Annotated in this window: 20 protein-coding genes; 17 read left to right on the plus strand and 3 right to left on the minus strand. The window is 72.3% G+C overall.

What is annotated here, in order from left to right:
- Positions 1-3: 3 nt before the first annotated feature.
- From ACQPZF_RS19160 to ACQPZF_RS19215, 12 genes are all read left to right on the plus strand, one after another.
- Positions 4-3,420 (plus strand): DNA topoisomerase (ATP-hydrolyzing), encoded by a 3,417-nt coding sequence (locus tag ACQPZF_RS19160; protein WP_433273474.1) that lies wholly within the window; start codon positions 4-6, stop codon positions 3,418-3,420.
- 311 nt (positions 3,421-3,731) lie between these two features.
- The gene (locus tag ACQPZF_RS19165; protein WP_433273476.1) at positions 3,732-4,490 is read left to right on the plus strand and encodes a sugar phosphate isomerase/epimerase family protein; all 759 of its coding nucleotides are present in this window, start codon (positions 3,732-3,734) and stop codon (positions 4,488-4,490) included.
- Positions 4,487-5,452, plus strand: coding sequence for an ABC transporter substrate-binding protein (locus ACQPZF_RS19170; RefSeq protein WP_433273478.1), 966 nt, complete (start codon positions 4,487-4,489; stop codon positions 5,450-5,452). Before ACQPZF_RS19165 ends, ACQPZF_RS19170 begins: the two co-directional genes overlap by 4 nt.
- A complete protein-coding gene (locus ACQPZF_RS19175; protein WP_433273480.1) occupies positions 5,449-6,357 on the plus strand; it encodes a FecCD family ABC transporter permease in 909 nt (302 codons plus the stop codon). Before ACQPZF_RS19170 ends, ACQPZF_RS19175 begins: the two co-directional genes overlap by 4 nt.
- Complete coding sequence (locus ACQPZF_RS19180; RefSeq protein WP_433273482.1) at positions 6,354-7,325, plus strand: FecCD family ABC transporter permease; 972 nt, start codon at positions 6,354-6,356, stop codon at positions 7,323-7,325. The genes ACQPZF_RS19175 and ACQPZF_RS19180 overlap by 4 nt, the downstream gene beginning before the upstream one ends.
- Positions 7,322-8,101: an ABC transporter ATP-binding protein gene (locus ACQPZF_RS19185; RefSeq protein WP_433273484.1), complete on the plus strand. Its 780-nt coding sequence runs from the start codon at positions 7,322-7,324 to the stop codon at positions 8,099-8,101. The genes ACQPZF_RS19180 and ACQPZF_RS19185 overlap by 4 nt, the downstream gene beginning before the upstream one ends.
- A gap of 53 nt (positions 8,102-8,154) precedes the next feature.
- Positions 8,155-8,265: a streptamidine family RiPP gene (gene amiA, locus ACQPZF_RS19190; protein WP_433273486.1), complete on the plus strand. Its 111-nt coding sequence runs from the start codon at positions 8,155-8,157 to the stop codon at positions 8,263-8,265.
- Between the two features lie 55 nt (positions 8,266-8,320).
- Positions 8,321-9,100, plus strand: a complete 780-nt coding sequence (locus ACQPZF_RS19195) for a hypothetical protein (RefSeq protein WP_433273488.1) — start codon at positions 8,321-8,323, stop codon at positions 9,098-9,100.
- Complete coding sequence (locus tag ACQPZF_RS19200) at positions 9,090-10,439, plus strand: CocE/NonD family hydrolase (RefSeq protein ID WP_433273490.1); 1,350 nt, start codon at positions 9,090-9,092, stop codon at positions 10,437-10,439. Before ACQPZF_RS19195 ends, ACQPZF_RS19200 begins: the two co-directional genes overlap by 11 nt.
- Positions 10,436-11,725 carry a YcaO-like family protein gene (locus ACQPZF_RS19205; protein ID WP_433273492.1) on the plus strand — a complete coding sequence of 430 codons (1,290 nt, stop codon included), beginning with the start codon at positions 10,436-10,438 and terminating at the stop codon, positions 11,723-11,725. The genes ACQPZF_RS19200 and ACQPZF_RS19205 overlap by 4 nt, the downstream gene beginning before the upstream one ends.
- The gene (locus tag ACQPZF_RS19210; RefSeq protein ID WP_433273493.1) at positions 11,722-12,276 is read left to right on the plus strand and encodes a nitroreductase family protein; all 555 of its coding nucleotides are present in this window, start codon (positions 11,722-11,724) and stop codon (positions 12,274-12,276) included. The genes ACQPZF_RS19205 and ACQPZF_RS19210 overlap by 4 nt, the downstream gene beginning before the upstream one ends.
- A 102-nt stretch (positions 12,277-12,378) precedes the next feature.
- Positions 12,379-13,290 carry an XRE family transcriptional regulator gene (locus ACQPZF_RS19215; protein WP_433273495.1) on the plus strand — a complete coding sequence of 304 codons (912 nt, stop codon included), beginning with the start codon at positions 12,379-12,381 and terminating at the stop codon, positions 13,288-13,290.
- On the opposite strand, the gene ACQPZF_RS19220 is transcribed toward ACQPZF_RS19215, so the two are convergent.
- On the minus strand, positions 13,277-14,515 hold the full coding sequence (locus ACQPZF_RS19220) for an MFS transporter (RefSeq protein ID WP_433273497.1): 1,239 nt from the start codon (positions 14,513-14,515) through the stop codon (positions 13,277-13,279). The two genes, ACQPZF_RS19215 and ACQPZF_RS19220, sit on opposite strands and share 14 nt — an antisense overlap.
- Before the next feature lie 37 nt (positions 14,516-14,552).
- A complete protein-coding gene (locus ACQPZF_RS19225; protein ID WP_433273499.1) occupies positions 14,553-16,028 on the minus strand; it encodes a glycosyltransferase family 39 protein in 1,476 nt (491 codons plus the stop codon).
- A 206-nt stretch (positions 16,029-16,234) separates the two neighbouring features.
- On the opposite strand from ACQPZF_RS19225, the gene ACQPZF_RS19230 reads away from it, so the two are divergent.
- The 3 genes from ACQPZF_RS19230 to ACQPZF_RS19240 all read left to right on the plus strand — a co-directional run bounded on the left by ACQPZF_RS19230 (position 16,235) and on the right by ACQPZF_RS19240 (position 18,795).
- On the plus strand, positions 16,235-17,308 hold the full coding sequence (locus tag ACQPZF_RS19230) for an LLM class flavin-dependent oxidoreductase (protein ID WP_433273501.1): 1,074 nt from the start codon (positions 16,235-16,237) through the stop codon (positions 17,306-17,308).
- The gene (locus tag ACQPZF_RS19235) at positions 17,305-17,901 is read left to right on the plus strand and encodes an FMN reductase (protein WP_433273503.1); all 597 of its coding nucleotides are present in this window, start codon (positions 17,305-17,307) and stop codon (positions 17,899-17,901) included. The genes ACQPZF_RS19230 and ACQPZF_RS19235 overlap by 4 nt, the downstream gene beginning before the upstream one ends.
- Before the next feature lie 165 nt (positions 17,902-18,066).
- Positions 18,067-18,795 (plus strand): GNAT family N-acetyltransferase, encoded by a 729-nt coding sequence (locus tag ACQPZF_RS19240; protein ID WP_433273505.1) that lies wholly within the window; start codon positions 18,067-18,069, stop codon positions 18,793-18,795.
- A gap of 66 nt (positions 18,796-18,861) precedes the next feature.
- On the opposite strand, the gene ACQPZF_RS19245 is transcribed toward ACQPZF_RS19240, so the two are convergent.
- Positions 18,862-19,644, minus strand: a complete 783-nt coding sequence (locus tag ACQPZF_RS19245; RefSeq protein WP_433273507.1) for a TIGR03084 family metal-binding protein — start codon at positions 19,642-19,644, stop codon at positions 18,862-18,864.
- A 273-nt stretch (positions 19,645-19,917) separates the two neighbouring features.
- Between ACQPZF_RS19245 and hisG the strand changes: the two genes are divergently transcribed.
- Together hisG and ACQPZF_RS19255 are read left to right on the plus strand one after the other, a co-directional pair.
- On the plus strand, positions 19,918-20,781 hold the full coding sequence (gene hisG / locus ACQPZF_RS19250) for an ATP phosphoribosyltransferase (RefSeq protein WP_433273509.1): 864 nt from the start codon (positions 19,918-19,920) through the stop codon (positions 20,779-20,781).
- A 160-nt stretch (positions 20,782-20,941) separates the two neighbouring features.
- A complete protein-coding gene (locus tag ACQPZF_RS19255; protein ID WP_433273511.1) occupies positions 20,942-21,490 on the plus strand; it encodes an NADPH-dependent FMN reductase in 549 nt (182 codons plus the stop codon).
- The last annotated feature ends 14 nt before the right edge of the window (positions 21,491-21,504 follow it).

A 21,504-nucleotide genomic window follows, 5' to 3' on the forward strand; every position in this document is an offset into this window, starting at 1 on the left:
ACAGTGGCTCGCCGCAAGACCCCCACGACCAGGGTCGACCCGTCCGCCTTCGACCGCGCGGGCGCCCAGGTGTTCGACAACTCGCTCACCACGGAGATCGAGGACTCGTACCTGGAGTACGCGTACTCGGTCATCCACTCCCGGGCCCTGCCGGACGCGCGGGACGGCCTCAAGCCGGTGCACCGCCGCATCCTGTTCTCGATGAACGAGCAGGGGCACCGCCCGACCAGCCCGTACGTCAAATCGTCCCGCGTGGTCGGCGACTGCTTCGTGCGCGGCGCGCTGGTCTCCACCCCCGGCGGCCTGCGCCCGATCGAGGCGATCGAGGTCGGCGACCTCGTCCTGGACCCGGCCGGCCACCCCGTCCGCGTCGTGGCGGCGTACGAGAACCCGGTGTCCGACCTGGTCCGCGTGACCTGGGCGAACGGCAACACCATGCTCGTCACGCCCGGCCAGCGGTTCCGGACCGACGACGGCGGGTGGACCGACGCCCGCGACCTGGCGGGCCGGCGGACCGTCGGCTACGGCGTGGACCGGCACGCGACCCTCGTCGCGGACGGCGGCGACGTCGAGGCCTACGTGCTGGGCCTGGTCGCGGCCGGCGGCGTGGTCGAGGACCGGCGCGTCCGCCTCACCATGACGTCCACCGAACCGCTGGACGCCGCGCACGGCTGGGCGATCGCCCACGGGCTGACCGTGGCGCGCGACAAGTACGAGGGCGAGGACGGCGTCGACCGCCACGTCCTCACCTTCGAGCCCGACGACCGGCTCCTCGACGCCGCCGCCGGCACCCCGGCCGCCGTCCGGTCCGAACGCACCCGCTGGGCGCCGTTCCTGGCGGGCCTGTACGACGCCGCCGGCCACGTCCACGACGGCCGGGAGATCGGCTTCGCGGACACCGGCGACGACGCCTACGCGATGCTGGCCGACGCGGGCATCCGCGCCGAACGCGCCCCCGACGGCCTGCGGACCACCGGCCGCCACGCGTCCGCGCTGGCCGCCGCCCTGCTGCGCTGGACGAAGACCGACCACGACGCCCTGGTCGACGCCATCCGCGCGGCACGCACCGCCGACCGCCCGGACGCGCTGTCGCTGACCGAGGTCGTCGCCGTCGAACCGGCCGCCCCGGACACCACCTACGACATCCAGGTCGACACCGGGGAACACGCGTTCGTCGTCGCCGGCCAGGTCGTGCACAACTGCATGGGCAAGTACCACCCGCACGGCGACACGGCGATCTACGACGCGATGGTCCGCCTGGCGCAGGACTTCTCCCTCAACACGCCGCTGGTCGACGGGCACGGCAATTTTGGCAGTCCGGACGACGGACCGGCCGCGAGCCGTTATACCGAGGCCCGCATGTCGCCGGCCGCGATGCTGCTGGTCGGCGAGCTGGACGAGGAGACCGTCGACTTCCGCCCGAACTACGACGGCTCGCTCCAGGAGCCGTCGGTCCTCCCGGCCGCCTTCCCGAACCTGCTGGTCAACGGCACGTCGGGGATCGCGGTCGGCATGGCGACGAACATGATCCCGCACAACCTCGCCGAGGTCGTGGCCGCCGCCCGCTGGCTGGTGACGCACCCGGACGCGTCGCTGGACAAGCTGATGGAGTTCATCCCCGGCCCCGACCTGCCCACCGGTGGCGTGCTGCTCGGGCTGGACGAGGTGCGCAAGGCGTACGAGACCGGCCGCGGTGTGGTGCGGATGCGGGCCAAGGTGGAGACCGGGCCGCTGGAGGGCAGTCGGGGGCGGCAGGCGATCACGGTCACCGAGCTGCCGTACGGCGTCGGTCCCGAGAAGATCATCGAGAAGATCACCGACGAGGTCACCAAGTCCAAGCGGCTGACCGGCATCGCGGACGTCAAGGACCTGACCGACCGCGAGAACGGCACGCGGGTCGTGATCGAGTGCAAGGTCGGCGTCAACCCGCAGGCGCTGCTGGCCGACCTGTACCGGCTGACGCCGATGGAGCAGTCGTTCGGCATCAACAACCTGGTGCTGGTCGAGGGCCAGCCGCGGACGCTGGGCCTGAAGGCGTTGCTGGAAGTCTTCCTGGCGCACCGGTACGAGGTGGTCACCCGGCGGACGAGGTACCGCCGCCGCAAGCGGGAAGACCGCCTGCACCTGGTCGAGGGCCTGCTGAAGGCGCTGCTCGACATCGACAAGGTGATCAAGCTGATCCGGGGGAGTGAGAACGCGCAGGCCGCGAAGGAAGGCCTGATGAAGACGTTCAAGCTGTCCGAGGTCCAGGCGACCTACATCCTGGACACGCCGCTGCGCCGGCTCACCCGGTACGACGCGATCGAGCTGGAGGCCGAGCAGGAGCGGCTGCGCGACGAGATCGCCGAGCTGAGCAAGATCCTGGACGACGAGCGCGAGCTGAAGAAGGTCGTCTCCGGCGAGCTGGCCAAGGTCGCGAAGGACCTCCAGTACGAGCGCCGCACCGTGCTGCTGGACGGTGATCTGAAGGAGGTGCTGGCCGCCTCGAAGCCGGCCGGGCCGCTGGAGGTCGCGGACGACCCGTGCCAGGTGGTGCTGTCGGCGACGGGCCTGGTGGCGCGCACGGCGGCGGAGTCGGAGGAGGCTTCGGAGGCCCGCCGGCGCAACGGCCGCACCAAGCACGACGCCGTGGCCGCGATCGTGCACACGACGGCCCGCGGCCAGGTGCTGCTGGTGACCAACCGCGGTCGGGCGTTCAAGACGGACGTGCTGCCGTTGCCGGTGCTGCCCGAGCAGAGCGGCACGGTGTCGCTGAGCGGTGGCATGGCGGCGAGCGAGCTGGTGGACCTCGACAAGGGCGAGAAGGTCATCGGCATCGCGCCGCTGTCGGACACCGGGTCGCCCGGGTTGGCGATGGGCACGCGGCAGGGCGTGGTGAAGGTGTGCTCCCCGGAGTGGCCGGTGCGGTCGGACGAGTTCGAGGTGATCAGCCTCAAGGAGGGCGACGAGCTGGTCGGCGTGACGTGGCTGGGCAGCGCGGAGGAGACGTTGGTCTTCGTGTCGTCGGAGGCGTCGCTGTTGCGCTACAGCGCTTCGCTGGTGCGTCCGCAGGGGTTGAAGGGCGGCGGCATGGCGGGGATCAACCTGCCGGGCGACGCGCGGGTGGTGTTCTTCGGCGCGGTGCGGACGGACGACGACGAGCACGGCGAGCCGATGGTCGTCACGTCGACCGGGCAGAGCGTGAAGGTGACGCCGTTCGCGGAGTACCCGGCGAAGGGCCGCGCGACCGGTGGTGTGCGGGCGCACCGGTTCCTCAAGGGTGAGGCCGGGTTGGCGCTGGCGTGGGTCGGCCCGCGCCCGGCGGGTGCGGCGGACAACGGCTCGCCCGTGGAGCTGCCCGCGGTGGACCAGCGGCGGGACGGTTCGGGCCACGCGCACCCCGGTCCGGATGTGGTGGGGCACCTCGTCGAACGGGGATGAAACCGGGGTCGTTGAGCCGTGAGGCGCGACGACCCCAGGTGCGGCTCCGGGCAGCGGCGGCCGATTCGCCGAAGTGGCGCGAACCTGCGTCGAAGGCGAGTCGGCCGCCGTCTGCCTGTCCGCGTCCTGGCACGTGTTGTGCGGACCAGGTTTCCGCACCCTCGAAGTCGGGCGCCGAGAGGCGACAGCACCGTGGTGGTCGCTCGCGGCTGACCCGGCCGACGCGAACCGGCGTCCCCCATTTTGGGCTTGATAACGACTCTCATATTCAGTAAGTATGGCACCCTTACCTAGCCGAGTGAAGGGCGCCCATGATCACCGCAGGATTGGCTTCGGTCACCTTCCGGGACAGACCGGTCGAGCAAGTCGTCGGTCTCGCCGCCGACGCCGGGTTGGGGGTGGTCGAGTGGGGCGGTGACGTCCACGTGCCGCCGGGCGACCTGGCGGGCGCGGCTCGTGCCGCCCGGCTGTGCCGGGAGAACGGCCTGGCCGTCGGCACCTACGGCTCGTACTACAAGCCCGGTGCGAGCGACCCGGCCGACTTCGCGCCCGTGCTCGCGACCGCCGAAGCCCTCGGCGCGCCCCGCATCCGGGTGTGGGCGGGGGTGAAGGGCTCGGCCGACGTCGGGCCGGCCGAGCGCGCGGTGATCACCGACGACCTGCGCCGCTGTGCCGAGTCGGCCGCCGGGCGCGGCATCGCCGTGACCGCGGAGCACCACGTCGAGTCGCTCACCGACGAACTCGGCTCGGCCGTGCGGCTGCTGGACGACGTGGACCTGGTGGCGCACTGGCAGCCGCGCGAGGCCCCGGACGTGCGGGACTGCCTGACCGAGGTGACGGCGCTGCTGCCGAGGCTGGCCGCCGTGCACGCGTTCTCCTGGGGCCCGGACGGCTTCACCGAACGCCTCCCGCTGAGCGCCCGCGCGGACCTGTGGCAGCCCCTGCTGAACCTCCTCGCCGAAGACGGCCGCGACCGGCACGTGGTGCTGGAGTTCGTCCCCGACGACTCGCCCGAGGCGTTCCGCCGGGACGCCGCCACCCTGCTCGCCTGGCTGGAGGACGCCCGATGAGGACACTCGCACTGCTCGCCGCCGCCGGACTGCTCGCCGCCTGCTCCACCGCTCCCGCCGAGGAGACGCCGCAGGCCACGCCGGTCGTGCGCACCGCCGCGCCGTTGGCGGCGGCGCTGAGCATCACCGACCCGCACGGTCAGAACGTCACCCTCGCCGAGCCCGCCGAGCGGATCGTCTGCCTCAACGGCCTGTGCGACGACCTGGTGACCGACCTCGGCCTCACCCCGGCGGGCACCAGCAACCCGACGCTGATCACGCACCCGGCGCTGCTCGGCGACGCGGGCAAGGCGGTGCCGGTCGTGCCGGGCACGTTCGGCAGCGAGGACGTCGAAGCCATCGCCGGCCTCAAGCCGGACCTCGTGATCGGCCTGCCCGGCGTGCACGACGCCCTCCGGCCCGCCATCGAGAAGTTCGCTCCACTGTGGACGGCCGAGCCCGCCACGTGGGAGGAGTCCGTCGGCTACCTGCGGGCGTTGGGCGCGCTGACCGGCCGCACCGACCAGGCCGTGCGGGCGGAGGAGAGGTTCCGCGGGCACTTCGCCGACGCGGTCGCCAAGACGCACGGCAACGGCCAGTCGGCGAGGAAGGTGCTGCTGATGTACGGCAGCGTGGACTCGATCGGCGTCGACACCACGTCGTCGCTCAAGGGCCACCTGCTCGGTCTGCTGTTCGCCTACCCGTTCCCCGCCAAGGGAACCGACGCGGACACGGCGAGCAGCTACAGCATCGAGGAACTGCTCGCGAAGCAGCCCGACGTGATCTTCGTGTACTCGCTGCTGTTCTCCTCCGACGACAGGACGTTGAGCAGTCAGCTAGCGGAGAACCCGGTGTGGCAGCAGATCCCGGCCGTGCAGCGGCAGGGTGTGCACGAGATGCACGCCAAGCTGTGGGGCGCGGGCCGTGGCCTGCGCAGCCTGTCGGCGGTCGTGGACGAGGCGCTGGCGAAGGTACCCGCTTGAGGCTGCTCGTGGCCGTCGCGGTGGCGGCGGTGGTCGGTTCGCTGATGCTGGGCCGACCGGTCGTGCTGTTCACCGGCACCGAGCTGGAACACGTCGTCGTGTGGCAGCTCCGCGTCCCCCGGCTGCTGCTGGGTGCGATCGCCGGGGCGTGCCTGGGTACGGCGGGTCTGCTGTTGCAGGAGTCGCTGCGCAACCCGCTCGCCGTCCCGGAACTGCTCGGCGTGTCCAGCGGGGCCGCCGCCGCCGTGGGGACCTGTGTGGCGTTCGGGATCGCGGTGCCGGGCGCGCCGTTCACGCCTGCGCTGATCGGCGCGGCGGTCGGTGGCGCGGTGACGCTGCTGGCGGTGCGGGGCGCGACCGGGCCGGCGGCGGTGCTGCTGATCGGCGCGGCGGTCGGCTCGGCCTGCCAGGCGGTGATGCTGGCGGCGACCGCGATGACGGACTCGCGGGAACAGGGCGTGCTCGTGCGCTACCTGCTGGGCTCGTTGACCGGGACGACGTGGCGGACGCTCGGCCCGGTGGCGGTCGGGCTGGCGCTCGCGGTGCCGGCGGTGGTCTTCGTGCTGCCCCGGGTGCGGGTGCTGCGGCTGGGGGACGACGAGGCGCTGTCGGCCGGCCTGCGGCCGGGGCGGGTGCGGATGGCCGTGCTCGGGGTGGCGTCGCTGCTGGTCGCCGTGGTGGTCGGGCCGGCGGGTCCGGTGGCGTGGGTCGGGTTCTTCGCGCCTCGGCTGGCGGCCCGGATCGGGCGGCCCTCACTGGGGGTGACGGCTTTCCTGGGTGCGCTCGTGGTGGTGGTCGCGGACCTCGTCGCGCGGACCGTGCTGTACCCGGTGGAGTTGCCGGTCGGCGGTCTGACGGCACTCGCGGCGGTGGCGGTGGGCCTGCTGGTGCGGAGACGCGCATGAAGTCGAACGGTCCCCGCGGTCGTGGGCGAGCGTGGTGGCGGCTGTGCGCGCTGTTCCTGCTCGTCGTGCTCTGCGCATTGGCCCAGGTCAGCGTCGGGTCGACCGACGCGACGCTGGGTGCGTTGTTCGGCGACGACGGCCACGCGCGGATGGTCGTGGTGGAGTTGCGGGCCCCACGGGTCCTCGTCGGCCTCTGCGCCGGTGCCTGCCTGGGCACAGCCGGAGCGATCCTCCAATCCGCCGTCCGCAACCAGCTCGCGTCCCCGGAGATCACCGGCGTGGGCTCGGGCGCGGTGCTCGGTGCGGTGGTCGCGTCGGTCATCGGCGGCGTTGCCGCCCAGCCGCTGCCGATGGCCGGGGCGGCCCTCGTCGGCGGGGTCGTCGGCGGCGGGGTGCTGTGGGTGCTGGCGGGCGCGTCCGGTGATGTGGCGGTGCGCGGTGTGGTCGTCTCGGCCGTGCTGGTCGGCACGACCCTCGTCCTCCTCACCGCACGTCCCCAGTTGGCGGGCGCGGTGTCGCGGTGGCTGCTCGGCTCGCTGGTGGGACGCACGTGGGAACACCTCGCGCCGCTCTGGCCGATCCTGCTCGTGGTCCTGGCGACCGCAACGGCCCTCGGCGGCGTGCTGGACGTCCTCGCCGTGGACGACGATCACGCGCACGCCGTCGGGCTCGCCGTGGTCCCCTGGCGCAGCACGGTCCTGCTCCTGGCCGCGTTGGCGACGTCGGGAGCGGTCGCGGCGGTCGGCGCCACCGCGTTCGTGGGGCTGCTCGCGCCGCACGCCGCACGCCGCCTCGTCGGAGCGGCGCACAAACACGTGATACCGGCCGCCGCGCTGACCGGGGCGGCTGCCGTGGCGGCGGCGGACACCGTCGGCCAGCTCGTCCACGTCCCGGCCGGAGCGATCACGGCGTTGCTCGGCGCGGGTGTGCTCATCCTGGTGGCACGCAGAACTGGAGGGATCGGGTGACACCACTGCGCGCCGAGGGCGTGCACGTCCGGTTCGGCGAGCACGCCGTGCTGAAGGGCGTCGACCTGGCGGTGGGCGCGGGGGAGTGGCTCAGCCTGCTCGGGCAGAACGGCAGCGGCAAGACGACGCTGCTGCGCGTCCTGGCCGGGCTGCTCGCGCCGCAGGACGGCGGCGTCCGGCTCGACGGCAGGCCGATGGCGGACCTGTCACGCCGGCACATCGCCCGCCGGATAGCCCTGCTGCCGCAGGCCACCCCGTACGTGCAGGGCCTGACCGTCCGCCAGTTCGTGCGCCAAGGCCGTTACGCCGCAAGGGGTCCACTCGGGATGCTCGGCGAGTCGGACGACGACCAGGTGCGACAGGCCTTGCGGGACACCGAAGTCGCGCAATGGGCCGACACCCCGGTCGAACGCCTCTCCGGCGGTCAGCGCCAACGCGTCCGGCTCGCCCTCGCCCTGGCCCAGGACGCGCCGATCCTGCTGCTCGACGAGCCCACCACCTACCTGGACATCCGCCACCAGATCGACGTTCTCAACCTGGTTCGCGACCTGCAACGGGAGCGCGGGCTGACGGTGGTGTCGGTGCTGCACGACCTGGGCCAGGCGGCGCGGTACTCGGACCGGGTCGTCGCCTTGAAGGAAGGCGTGGTGCACGCCGACGGCGCACCGTCCGAAGTGGTCGACGCCGATCTGCTGCACGACGTGTACGGCGTCGCGGGGCAGGTGCTGTGGATCACGACCAATGGGGTATTGAAAATGGTTGTCGTTCCAGATTAGGTTGGTGGTGGTCGATCCGACCAACACCGAGAAACGAGAGAGAGGAGACGTCCATGGACCAGATCTTCGTGAACGTCGAGGACGAGCGCCTGCTGCCGCACAACTCCGCCACGCACAGCAACGCGTTGGTCGAGAACCCGTTCGACGGCGGCGACGACGAGTGACGGACTCCGGGGCCGCCACTCCGGCGGCCCCGGACCCCTTTCCCCGGAGGTGCGCGTGGAAACCCTGAAACCCGGCACGGCGCTGTTCACCGGCCCGTCCGGCGCGGTGCTGCGGGACGCGGCGGGCGAGCTGTTCGCCATCGCCCTGTCCGACGAGGCGATCGGCGGCGTCCGCGCGGCGCTCACCAGGGCCGACGCGCCGGTCCCGCCGGAGCTGGCCGCGTTCGACCACGCCGGGCACCTCGGCCCGCGCCCGACCTGGCCGGTCGGCCGCCGCACGGTGGCCGTGCTGTCCGACCACCGCCCGGAGATCTCCGACGCGCTGCGCCGGGCGGGCGCGAAACCCGTGGTGCTGCCACCGGACGCGGACCTCGACGCGGTGCTCGACGCGCGGCCGGCCGCGCTGTGCGCGTGGCACGACGGCCCGGCCCCCGAGCGGTGGGTGGAGTTCGACGCCCTCGCCGGGCACGGCATCGGGTGGCAGCGGATCAGCCGCGAGGGCAGGCACGTGCTGCTGGAGCCGATCGGCGTGTCCCACCGGGACGTGCGGGCCCGCCGCCTCGCCGCGGCCGGCTCCGGGCACCGGCACCTCGCCGCCTACTGGGCGGGGGAGCACGCCGTGCTCGGCGACGAGACCCCGGACCCGGCCGAACTCCTGCTGGTCGCCGCGCTCGCGGCCAAGGACCTCGCGCGCTGGGCGACCGGCGTGCCCGCGTCGGGCAACTCCCTGACGCCTGACGTGGTCCCGGCCCACCGCCGGCTGCGCGTGCTCGACCTCGACACCGGGGCGATCGCCGACCACCCGGTGCTGCCGGTGCCCGCCAGTGCGCCGTGACTTCACCGTGGCGGGGCTCGCGCACACCCTCGTCGCGGTCGACCGCGACGCCCCGGTGGTGCTGATACGCACCCCGTACGGGCGGCACCACCACTTCGCCGAGGCGGCGGCCTGGGCCGGGCGCGGGTTCTCCTGCGTGGTGGGCGACGTGCGCGGCCGGCACGGCTCGTCCGGCGCGTTCCGTCCGTACCGGTGCGAGGCGGTGGACGGCGCGACCGTCGTCGACGCGTTGCGGCGCATGGGTTTCCGCCGGGTCATCACCGCCGGGTCGTCCTATGCCGCGTACTGCGCGGTCACCGCCGCCATCGCCCGGCCGGACGCGGTGGTCGGCGTGCTCGCCGCCGTGCCCGCGCTGGGACTCGGTGAGACCGCCCGCGAACCCGGCGGCGCGGCCCGGCTGGCGTGCCGGGTCGGCTGGTGGGGCGAGCACGCGGCGACCGCCGTCTCCACCGACCTCGCCCGCACCCCGGTGATCGGGCTGGTCGACGGCTGGGACGACCTCTGGTCCGCCCCGGAACGCACCCACGAGTTGTGGAAGGCGTTGCCGCGCCTGAAGATGCCGCTCCTCGCCGTCGGTGGGCTGCGCGACCCGTTCGCCGCCGACACCGAACGCCTCGCGCGCCACTGGGGCGGCCCCACCAGGCTCGTCCTGGGGCCGTGGGCGCACGAACTCGACGCCGACGACCCCGGAGCCGCGCTCGCCGGCCGTCGCGTCGGCTCCCTCTACGCGGCGTGGGCTCGGGCCATCGGGAACCTCCACGGCGACAAGGCTTTCTACGCGGTCGACGGCTGGCGGCGGCACACCGGAGCCACCACGGCAGTCGACCTGGACATCGTCGTGGGCGACTTCCACGCCGACCCCGAACACCCGTTCCGCTCGGTCCCGCCCGGCGCGCCGATCACCGACGACCCCGGCGCCGTCCTGCTCACGCCGCCGCTGCCGGCGGGTGAACTCCGCGGCGGCACAACGGTTTCGCTGACCGTGGTGGCCGACGTGCCCGATGCGGACTGGGTGGTGCGCCTGTCCCTCGACGGCATCCACCTCGCGCACGCGATCGGACGCCACCGGCACGAGCCGGGCGTGCCGCGGGAGGTGACCCTGGACCTCCCTCCGATCGGCCTGACCATCGCCGAAGGCACGAGGCTCCGCATCGAAGTGGCCGGTCACCACTGGCCACGGCACGCCCGCAACCCGCACACCGGCGAAGACCCCGTCACGGCGGTGGTGCTCAAGCCCAGCTTGCGGCAGGTCCGCCACGCCGAGGCCCGCATCCCGTGGCACCCCGCCGGCTCGGGCGAAGTCCCCGCCGCCGCACTACCCGAGGAGATCGCATCGTGACCGCGCCCCTGCTGGTGGACCCGCTGACCGGGATCGTGCGCAGACTGGTGGACGTCGCCCCGGTGCCCGGCGTGCCGCGCCGCTACCGGGCCGTCACGGCGGAGGTGGCCGACGCGCGGCGGCTCGGCGCGTGGCCGGCCGACCGGGTCAGCCTCGGCACGACGTTCGGGGACGTGGACGCGGCCCGCGCGGCGGCGGTGGGCGAAGCGGTGGAACGGTATTGCGGCAACCGGGTTCCGCCCGGTCTCCGCACCGCGACCGCCGCCGAACTGGAATCCGCCGGAATCCGCCATTTCGGCCCTGCCGACCTGCCGTTCTTCACCTCTTCGCAACACGCCGCCAAGGGATTCCCCTATCGACCGTTCACCGACGACCTGCCGATCGCGTGGGTGGCAGGCGAGGAATCAGGTGAAATATGCCTCCTTCCCGCCTCGTGGGTCTATCTGAACTACCACTCGGGCGAGCGGAGAACGGAACCGCGGCTGCACCACTTGAACTACGCGGGCATCGCCACCGGGGTGAGCGCCGAGGACGCGTACACCCGCGCGCTGCTCGAACTGGTGGAACGCGACGCGCTGGAGCGCTGGTGGCACCTCGGCGCGCCGACCACCGGCATCGCCGTGGAGGACGTCCCGGGCCTGGCCGCCGAGCTGGCCGACTGCCCGCTGGACGTCCACTTGGTGGAACTGCCGACCGAGCACCCGGTGTGGTGCGTCGGGGCGGTCGTGGTGGACCGGACCACCGGGATCGTCGCGGGTGGCGGCGCGGCGCGGTTCGACCCGGTGGAGGCGTGCACGAAAGCCGTGCTGGAGGCCGTGCACACCTGGGTCTTCACACAGGGCCTGCTGGACGAGGACGGCTGGGTGTTCCGCTCCATCAAGGCGGGCCTGCTGGCCGAAGGCCTCTACCTGCCGCACCGCGCCGACCGCCGCTACCGCGACGACGCGGGCGAGGACTACGCCAGGGTGCGCGACCTCGGCGCCCAGGTGCAGGTGTGGCTCGACCCGAGGGTGCAGGCGGAACTGTTGCACCGCTTCACCCGGCCACGGCGCATGACGACAGTCCACCCGCGAGGGAATCTCGCCGACCTGGAGGAGGGCTTGGCGGGCAACCGGATCGCGACCGTCGATCTGACCACGGAGGACGTCGCCGAGGCCGGCCTGCGGGTGGTGCGGGTGTGCGCGACCGGGCTGGTGCCCAACGCGCCCGCCGCGTTCCGCTACCTCGGCCTGCCACGCTGGGGGAACACCGAATCCCTCGTCCTCGACCCGCCGCCGTTCCTGTGATCGCGCTGCCGGAACCGGCCGACCTGCCGATGACGCTGGCGGACGCGTTGCGGTCCCGCCGATCGCGCTACTCCTATCGGCCGTTGAGCCGACAGGACCTCGGCACGCTGCTCCACCACGCCGTGGGGGTGCAGCGGCACGTGCCGCCGCACGTCCTCGGCATGAACCCCACGGCGGGCGGTCTGCCGTCGCTGCGGGTCCACGTTGTGGTGGACGGCAAGGTGTTCGAGTACCTCCGGGAGCCGCACGCCCTGTGCGAGACCGGATCGGCCGAGCTGACCGGCGTGTTCGCCCAGGAGGAGTTCGCCCGCCGCGCCCACACGGTGCTCGTCCTAACCGGACGGATGGGGCCGGGGCTGGCCAAATACGGTCCTCGGCATTACCGCACCGTCCACCTGGACGCGGGCGTCGCGGTGCAGAACCTGTACCTCGTAGGGGCCGCACTGGACTTGCGCTGCTGCGCGGTCGCCGGGTTCGCGGACGACGCGGTGAAAGCCCTTGTCAGGGGCGGAGAAGAGGACGTTCCACTGGTGCTCTTCGTGGTCGGCTAGGGGACACCACCCTGCATCCGCACGAAGAAAGTGCCCATAAGCCCATTCCCCCGGTACCCCTTCGCGCAATAACGTTGTGCGGGGCAGCAAGGGGGAGTTGCTATGGACACAACCAGAACGGACACATTCGCCGGCGCCTTACGCGCCGCCATCGCGGAGCGCGGGCTGGGGCTGGAACGCATCCGCGAGCACTTGGCGCAGCAGGGCGTGAAGGTCAGCCTGGCGACCTTGAGCTACTGGCAGTCGGGCCGCAGCCGCCCGGAACGCCGCTCGTCGCTGGCCGCCATCGGCCACTTGGAGGAAATACTGGATCTGCCCAGCGGCTATCTCGCCAGTTTGCTGGGACCGCCCCGGCCGCGCGGCCGGTGGCTCAAGCGGGTGCCGGCCCAGCCGATCCCGATCAGCGCCCTGTGGCCCGAACCGGACCAGGTCGACTGGGCCATCCGGCAGGTGGACACTAGCTGGGACGGGCGGCTGACCCGGCTGAGCCAGCACGACTTCGTGACCGTGGGCGCGGACCGCGGCGAACGCGGCACCCGCTCCCGGCACGTGCTGCGGGCGGAGGCCGACGGCGCGGACCGCTGGGTGGCCATCGTGCACGTCGATCAGCCGGAACGGCAGTTGCCGCTGCTCAGACCTTTGCGGCACTGCACCGTGGGCCGGCTGGTCGCGCACCCGGCCGCCGGCCTGGTGGTGGCCGAACTGCTGTTCGACCGGGCGCTGCGCCGGGGCGACAGCATCGTCATCGAGCACGAACTGGTCAACCGCCCGCCCTACCCGCTGGCGACGACCTGCGGCCGGCGGTTCCGGCTGCCGGTGCGCGAATACGTGCTGGAAATCGCATTCGACCCACTGGCGCGTCCGGTGGAATGCGTGCAGTACCGCGAATCGGACGGACAGGTGGAAGACGTCCGCCCGGTGGAAATGGACGCGGGCGGCTCGCTGCTGGGCGTGGCGCTCGATTTCGGTCCGGGCAGCTACGGATTCCGCTGGAAATGGCCTAATTCGCGCTAGCGGTCCTCGCCGCGCGCCGCAGGGTCGGGGTCGCCCAGGCCAGGACGACCCCGACCAGCAGCACGGCGCCGCCCGCGGCGAGCCCGGCCCGCGGACCGGCGAGCACGGCCGCCCCGCCGGCCAGCGCCGCGCCGGCGGGCTGACCCAGGCCCCACGACAGCATCCGGGCCGTCGTGTTGACCCGGGACTGGAGTTCCGGCGGGCACATCCGCTGGCGGTAGGTGATCGCATTCAGCACGACGGTCGAGTGCGCGGTGCCCCAGGCGATCGCCGCCGCGCAGGCGGGCGCCCAGTGGGTGCTCAGCAGCGCGGAGCCCGCACACAGCAGGGAGAGCGGCAGCCCGGCCAGCGCCAGCCGCGCGCCGCCCCACCGTTCCGTGAGCCGTGGCAGCAGGCGGGACGCGAGCAGCGCGCCCACACCCCAGGAGCTGAACAGCGCCGCCAGCCGCGGATCGCCGGAGGGCGCGACACCCAGCACCCGGTCCGCCCACGGCACCAGCATGGCCACCCACGCGCCCGCCGCCGCCGAGTGCGTCGCGCCGACCAGCGTCAGCGTGCGGATGATGGGGTGCCGCCACAGGAAACGCAGCCCGGAGCCGATGTCCCGGGCCAGCGTGGTGGCGTCCGCGCGCGGGGTTGACAGCGCGCCCCGGATGGCCCGGATCAGCATGGCCGAGCCGGCGGCGGTGACCACGTTCACGGCGAGCAGGTCGGCCGGCGCGATCGTCGCGACCAGCAGACCGGCCGCGCCCGGCACCACGAGTTCCACCATCGTGGACCGGCCGAACAGCTTGGCGTACGCGGCGGTGAGCTTCGCCTTGCCCACCAACGAAGGCAGCGCGCCGAAGTTGGCCGCGTCGAAGAACACGAACGCGGTCTGCGCGAGGAACGCCACGACCACCACGTGCGGCGCGGTCAGCACCCCGGCCCACCACGCCAACGGGACGGTGACCAGCCCGCCCGCCACCACGACGTCCATCGCCACCATCAGCCGCCGCCGGTCGACCCGATCCGCCACCGCGCCCGCGAGCAGCCCGAAGACCAGGTACGGCAACGCTTCCGCCATCGCGACGGCCGAGGTCCACCCGGGCGAGCCGGTGAGCTGGTAGACGAGCACCGGCAGCGCGACGACCGAGACCAGGGAGCCCGCGACGGACAGCAGGCGGGCGGTGAGGTAACGGCTGAAGTCCCGCGCGGGCGCGTCGTGGTCCTGGGTGACGTTCACGCGGTCATGCTAATGAATGCCATGTTCAGGTAACAACCTAGCCGTAGAACCGGCGCAGCGAGGGCCACGCCTTCGACCACGTCGGCGCGGAGCACAGCGCGATGTCCGTGCCGTCCTCCTCGTTCTCGATCGGCGCGCGGTGGATCTCGACCACCCGGCAGTTGGTGAACACCGGGTTCCGGTTGCCGACCACCACGACCGGCCCGGTCATCGAGTCCGGCGGCGGGCCCCAGTCCGCATAGGACATGTGCCCGGAATACGGCTCGGGCAGCCCGTTCTCCGGCCCGTACCGGGCGATCGCGCCCGCCTGGCCGTAGTTCCGGGCGAAGACCACCGCCGTATCGCGATGCTCCAGCGGGATTCCCGCCCACACCCGGCCCACGGCGGCGGTCAGCTCCGGCCACCCGACCTGCTCACCCGCCTCCGGGTTCACCGCCAGCACGGGGCCCAGCGCGGACGCCGGCAGTACCGGCAGGCTGATCAGCACGGACATCGCCGCGCCCACCACCGCCCCGCTGACCGCCCACGCCCGTCGCCGGGCCGCCCAGCGCACGGCGGGCTCCGCCCCGGCCGCGACCAGCACCACCAACAACGCCATGGTGTAGTACGCCTTGCCGCCCGCGATCAGCGTCACCGCGCAGAGCACCGGGTAGCCCAACGCCACCGCCCGCAGCCGGTCGTCCCGCCACAGCCGCAGGAACCCGGCCACCCACACCGGCACCAGGAACGGCGACAGGTACACCAACTGCATCGGCACGAACAGCGCCCGGTTCTCGCCGCCGTCCGCCGAGCTGATGCCGCCCGCCACCGTCACCAGCGGGAGGTCGTGCCGGATCTGCCACACCAGCACCGGGGCCACGATCACCCCCGCCACCAGCACGCCGACCGGCAGCCACCGGTTCCACAGCACCCGACGCGGACCGACCGACAGCAGCGAGACGCCGAGCGAGAACAACAGCAGCGGCACCAGCCACTTGTTGGTCAGCGCGACTCCGACGGCCGCGCCGATCGGCACCCACCAGCGCCCGTCCCCGGACCGCAGCAGGCGCACGAAGAAGTACCCGATCACCACCCACAGGAGCAGGTCCGCGGTCGCGGTCGACAGCATGTGCGTGACCCCGAGGATGAACCCGGACAGCGCGGTCGCCGCCGCGGCCAGCACCTGCGCGCCCCGCCCGCCGTCCAGCTCCCGGGCGATCAACGCCACGACGACCACCGTCGCGGCCCCGAGCAGCGTCGCCGCGATCCGGATGCCCAACGGGGTCTGGCCGAACACCGCGGAGAAGACCCTGGCCAGCAACGGGGTCAACGGCGGCTGGTCCACGTAGCCCCACGCCAGGTGGTCGCCGGCGGCCAGGAAGTACAGCTCGTCGCGGTGGAAGCCGTACCGGTCGGACAACGCGGTCAGCACCACCACCTGCACCGCCACCACGACACCGACCTCGCGCCACGCGAACCCGGGTCTCACGTGCACGTCCCGCCGGCCCGGCTCATGCGGTGCCAAGATGTCCACGACCTCCTCTGCGCGCCGACAGGCCAGTCGCACGCGGTTGCTCTCTTCGGGGTGCGGACTCGGCTTCGTCGACGCGACACCCCCAGTCGGTGACCCGTGGCACACACCTTTGCGTGGTCCGCGCCACCCGGCAACGGCGGAATAGTCACGGTCGGGGTACTGTTCCAAGTAATTGAAAGTGCAACTACTTGGATCGGGGAGCGGCTATGCAGTTCGGGGTCTTCACCGTCGGCGACGTGACGCCCGACCCCACCACGGGGCGGACGCCGACCGAGGCCGAGCGCATCAAGGCCATGGTCGCGATCGCGCTGAAGGCCGAGGAAGTCGGCCTGGACGTGTTCGCCACCGGCGAGCACCACAACCCGCCGTTCGTGCCGTCCTCGCCGACCACGATGCTCGGCTACCTCGCCGCGCGCACCGAGCGGCTGATCCTGTCCACCGCGACCACGCTGATCACCACGAACGACCCGGTCAAGATCGCCGAGGACTTCGCGATGCTCCAGCACCTGGCGGACGGCCGGGTCGACCTCATGATGGGTCGCGGCAACACCGGGCCGGTGTACCCGTGGTTCGGCAAGGACATCCGCGACGGCATCGACCTGGCGATCGAGAACTACCACCTGCTGCACCGGCTGTGGCGGGAGGACGTCGTGGACTGGGAAGGCAAGCACCGCACGCCGTTGCAGTCCTTCACGTCGACGCCACGCCCGCTGGACGGCGTGCCGCCGTTCGTGTGGCACGGCTCGATCCGCAGCCCGGAGATCGCCGAACAGGCCGCGTACTACGGCGACGGCTTCTTCGCGAACCATATTTTCTGGCCCAAAGAGCACTTCATGCGGCTGATCAACCTGTACCGGGAGCGCTTCGAGCACTACGGGCACGGGACCGCGCAGCAGGCCATCGTGGGCCTCGGCGGCCAGGTCTTCATGCGCCGCAACTCGCAGGACGCGGTGCGCGAGTTCCGCCCGTACTTCGACAACGCGCCGGTCTACGGCCACGGTCCGTCCCTGGAGGACTTCACCGCCCAGACGCCGCTGACCGTGGGCAGTCCGCAGGAGGTCATCGACAAGACGCTGACCTTCCGGCAGCACTTCGGCGACTACCAGCGGCAACTGTTCCTGATGGACCACGCCGGCCTGCCGTTGAAGACGGTGCTGGAACAGCTCGACCTGCTCGGCGAGATCGTGCCCGAGCTGCGGCGCGAGTTCGCCGCCGGCCGCCCGGCGGACGTCCCGGACGCCCCGACGCACGGCTCGCTGCTGACGGCGGCGGTCCGATGACGACGCTCGCGGTGGTGTCGGCCGGGCTGAGCGAGCCGTCGTCCAGCCACCTGCTGGCCGACCGGCTCGCCGCCGGGGTCGGGGCCGTGCTGCCGGTGGAGCTGCGTCCGGTGCACCTGCGCGATGTCGCGCGGGACGTGGCGGACAACCTCGTGACCGGGTTCCCCAGTGCGCGGTTGAAGGCCGTGGTGGACGACGTCGTCGGGGCCGACGGGCTGATCGTGGTGACCCCGACGTTCAACGCGTCGTACAGCGGGCTGTTCAAGTCCTTCGTCGACGTGCTGGAGTCGGAGTCGTTGGCCGGCAAGCCGGTGCTCATCGGCGCGACCGGTGGGACGGAGCGGCATTCGCTGGTGCTGGACTTCGCCCTGCGACCGCTGTTCGCCTACCTGAAGGCGAACGTCGTCCCGACCGGTGTGTACGCGGCGTCCTCGGACTGGGGCTCGCCGCAGGGCTTGTCGGACCGGATCGACCGCGCGGCGGGCGAGTTGGCCGGGTTGCTGGCGGGCCGTGCGCCGGCCAAGCCCGCCGACCGCTTCAGCGACGTGGTGCCGTTCGACCAGTTGCTGGCCGGGACCAAGCGGCACGGGTGAAGGTCGGCGTCGGGCCGGTGGCGTTCAGTTCTGTGCTTCCTCACCGGCCGGGACGCCACCGCACACGTGGTGTGGCCCGCCGACCGACCGGGGTCACCGGCATCGAGTCGATCACGTCGGCTATTCGGTGGTCGAAGCGCCGACCCGCGTCATATGGTCCCGATCATGACGGTCGTCGCCTCCACCTCCCTCCGACTCGCCACGCACAACGCCGAAGTCCTGCTGACCGCCCTCGCCCGCGTCCGCGGCCAGGAGTTGATCCGCAGGCCCGGCTTCCTCGCCATGAACGGCCCGAAACTGCTCCGCGTCCTCGTGCTCGGACCCGACCCGGAGGCCGACGACGTCACCGCGATCGCCGAGTTGGTAGCGGGCGCCCGGGGCCGGGTCACCGTCGAAGACCCGTTCAGCACCGTCGACGGCACGCCGTGGCGGCTCGCGCCCCGGCCGTTGCCGGTGATGGTCCGCCGCCCCGAGCCGTTGCCCGAACCCGCGCTGGACGTCACGCGCGTCACCACCGCCGAAGAACTGGCCGTCGCCGAACGGACCGTGCTCGACGGGTTCCCGTTGCCGGGCTTCACGGCGGGCGAGGCGTTCCCGGTCGCGTTCCTGGACTACGGCGAGGCTCGGTTCCACATCGTCCGGCGGGACGGTGAGGTCGCCGGCGCCTGTCTGACCATTGTGGACGAGTCGGCGGCCGGGGTGTACTGGGTGACGACCCTGCCCGAGCACCGGTCGCGTGGTGTCGGGCGGGCGTTGATGCATGTGGTGCTCAACGAGGTCGATGACCGGCCCATGACGTTGTCCTCCGCCGTGGCGGGCAAGCCGTTGTACGACTCGCTCGGCTTCGAGACCGTCGGCTCCGCGACCTGGTGGTCGACGAGCGAAGCAAGCTGACCGGGACGCGAAGCCCTCCGGTCCGAGGTGACCGTGCTCGGGCGCGCCGGCCGGTTCGTCGTGCCGCTAGTCGGCGAACTGGCCCGGTCGGCGGCCCTCGCCCGCCGGACCCCGGTAGGCCTGCGCGATCTCCAGCCACCGGGTGGCGAGGTCGCCGTGGGCCTTGAGCGCCAGGTCGGCGTGGTGGCGGCGGCGGGTGACGAGCAGGCAGAAGTCCACCGCCGGGCCTTCGACGCGCTGGTCGGCGTCCTCCGGGCCGAAGTCCCAGCGTTGGCCGGAGGGCGCGGTGATCTCGAACCGGAACTCGTCGGCGGGCGGCTGCTCGCCGCGGGCCAGGTAGCCGAAGTCCTTGGTCCGCACCGCGAAGCCGACCAGGTGGCCGAGGCGGTCGTCCCAGTCGCGGTGCACGCCCAGCGCGTCGGCGATGTCCTGACCGTGACCGAACAGCTCCATCAGGCCCGCACTGGCCAACACCTGCGGCGGCAGCGGGTTCACCAGCCACGGCACCGCGGCGTCGGGCGGGACGGCGGCCAGCGCGCCGATCGCGGTGGCCCTGGTCTGCTGCCAGCGGGCGAGCAGGGCGTCCGGGTCCAACGCCAGGTGGGGCGCCATCGCGGCGTCCACGTTCGCGTCGAAGTCGTCGGACAGGCTCGACAACAGCGCGCGGAACCGGTCGCCGTCGGCGGCTGCCAAACCCGCCAGCGCGAAGATCGCGGTCAGGTGGGCGATCTGGTGCTTGACCGTCCAGCCGGGGGCCGGGGTAAGCCGCGACCATTTGTCGGGAGCGAGGTCGGCGACCATCCGGTCGACGTCGTCACCGGTCGCGGTAAGCGCCGTGAGCACGTCCATGTATGTCCTCCCGCGCGAATAGCGGCGAATAGCCCGAGGTGTATTCGGACACGTCGGTGGGTGGCTCGCCGGATATTTCCGGCAGCCGCTCCCGAATCCGAGCATGCCGCACCGGAAAGCCGATGTCTTCTCGCGTTGTGCGCAAGGTGTGGCAGTGCGCGGCGGGCCGGCGGCAGGCCCGGGGCGGCGCACGACCGGCCTGGTTCCAATAGGTGGGACACTACGTCGGCCCCAGGTCAGGGCGTCCCGGCGCGATGTGGGAGACTTCGCGGCATGGCTCCTCTTCGCTTCGCCCTGCCAAACAAGGGCTCTTTGAGTGCTCCCGCGGCGCAAATGCTGGCCGAAGCGGGGTACCGGGTCCATCGGTCGGGGCGCGAGCTGATCGTGGCCGATCCGGCGAATGATGTGCAGTTCTTTTTCCTGCGGCCCCGGGACATCGCGGTGTACGTCGGGGAGGGCTCGCTGGACGTCGGCATCACCGGCCGGGACCTGCTGCTCGATTCCACCGTGTCCGCGAAGGAAATCCTCCCGTTGGGCTTCGGCAAGGCGTCGTTCTTCTTCGCGTCGAAGCCCGGGGGCATTTCCGACTCGGCGGGGCTGGAGGGCAAGCGGATCGCGACCAGCTACCCGAACCTGGTCGACAACCACCTGGCCGAGCACGGCATCAAGGCGAAGCTCGTACGGCTCGACGGCGCGGTCGAGACGGCCGTGGAGCTGGGGGTGGCCGACGCCATCGCCGACGTCGTGGAGACCGGGACCACGCTGAAGACCTCGGGGCTGGAGACGTTCGGCAAGCCGATTCTGAAGTCCGAGGCCGTGCTGATCCAGGGCGACACCGTGGAGGAGACGCCCGGCGCGCTGCGGTCGGTGGAGATCCTGCACCGGCGGTTGCAGGGCGTGCTGATCGCCCGCCGGTACGTGATCCTGGACTTCGACTGCCCGGTGAGCACGCAGGAAGAGGCGTTCAAGCTGGTGCCGGGCATCGAGTCGCCGACCGTCTCGCCGCTGGCGCGGGAGGGCTGGGTGGCCGTGCGGTCGCTGGTGCCCCGTGACGACGCGCCGTTCATCATGGACGAGCTGTGGCGGGTGGGGGCGCGGGCGATCCTGGTCAGCTCGCTGGACACCTGTCGTATCTGATCTCCGTCGTTCCTGAGGGCGGCTCGCCGAGTTGATCTCGGTGAGCCGCCCTTTTCGGTTGCCGGCCGGTGTGCGAGGCGGTCGTCCGGACGGTTGCCAGATCCGGCCTAGCGGCCGGCCGGCGGCGGTCTCGCGCCTATCGGGTGTGAGGAGGTGCGGGATGCAGCCGTTGCGGATTGCCGTGATCATCGGCAGCACGCGCCAGGGCCGGGTCGGCGACGGGATCGGGCGGTGGGTCGCCGAACTGGCCGGGCAGCGGGCCGAGGTCGAGGTCGGGCTGGTCGACCTGGGGGACTACGACTTCCCGCCGTCGTACCCCGACCAGCCGACGGAGGCGATGCGGCGGTTCGTCGCGCGGATCGCGTGGGCGGACGGGTTCGTCGTCGTCACGCCCGAGTACAACCGCAGCTTCCCGGCCTCCCTCAAGCAGGCGATCGACTACGCCTACGACGAGTGGCACGCCAAGCCCGCCGGGTTCGTCTCCTACGGCTACCGGTCGGAGGGGGTGTACGCCGTCGAGCAGCTCCGGACAGTTTTCACCGAACTGCACGTCATGACCATGCGGAACGGCGTCGGGGTGAACCTGCTGGACGACGACGAGCTGGACACCGAGCGCCGCCGCCAGGCGGCCACCGCGATGCTCGACCAGTTGACCTGGTGGGCGACGGCGTTGCGCGACGCGCGCCGTCGGCAGCCTTACGTCTCGTGAGAAAGGACAATGAA

Source organism: Actinosynnema sp. CS-041913 (genome assembly GCF_050942485.1).
Classification (GTDB): domain Bacteria; phylum Actinomycetota; class Actinomycetes; order Mycobacteriales; family Pseudonocardiaceae; genus Actinosynnema.

What these genes read in the sequence shown, in the direction of transcription:
- ACQPZF_RS19165 (WP_433273476.1), top strand. Translation starts at nt 3,732, where the DNA reads ATGATCACCGCAGGATTGGCTTCGGTCACCTTCCGGGACAGACCGGTC.
- ACQPZF_RS19170 (WP_433273478.1), top strand. Translation starts at nt 4,487, where the DNA reads ATGAGGACACTCGCACTGCTCGCCGCCGCCGGACTGCTCGCCGCCTGC.
- ACQPZF_RS19180 (WP_433273482.1), top strand. Translation starts at nt 6,354, where the DNA reads ATGAAGTCGAACGGTCCCCGCGGTCGTGGGCGAGCGTGGTGGCGGCTG.
- amiA (WP_433273486.1), top strand. Translation starts at nt 8,155, where the DNA reads ATGGACCAGATCTTCGTGAACGTCGAGGACGAGCGCCTGCTGCCGCAC.
- ACQPZF_RS19215 (WP_433273495.1), top strand. Translation starts at nt 12,379, where the DNA reads ATGGACACAACCAGAACGGACACATTCGCCGGCGCCTTACGCGCCGCC.
- ACQPZF_RS19230 (WP_433273501.1), top strand. Translation starts at nt 16,235, where the DNA reads ATGCAGTTCGGGGTCTTCACCGTCGGCGACGTGACGCCCGACCCCACC.
- ACQPZF_RS19235 (WP_433273503.1), top strand. Translation starts at nt 17,305, where the DNA reads ATGACGACGCTCGCGGTGGTGTCGGCCGGGCTGAGCGAGCCGTCGTCC.
- ACQPZF_RS19240 (WP_433273505.1), top strand. Translation starts at nt 18,067, where the DNA reads ATGACGGTCGTCGCCTCCACCTCCCTCCGACTCGCCACGCACAACGCC.
- ACQPZF_RS19245 (WP_433273507.1), bottom strand. Translation starts at nt 19,644, where the DNA reads ATGGACGTGCTCACGGCGCTTACCGCGACCGGTGACGACGTCGACCGG.
- hisG (WP_433273509.1), top strand. Translation starts at nt 19,918, where the DNA reads ATGGCTCCTCTTCGCTTCGCCCTGCCAAACAAGGGCTCTTTGAGTGCT.
- ACQPZF_RS19255 (WP_433273511.1), top strand. Translation starts at nt 20,942, where the DNA reads ATGCAGCCGTTGCGGATTGCCGTGATCATCGGCAGCACGCGCCAGGGC.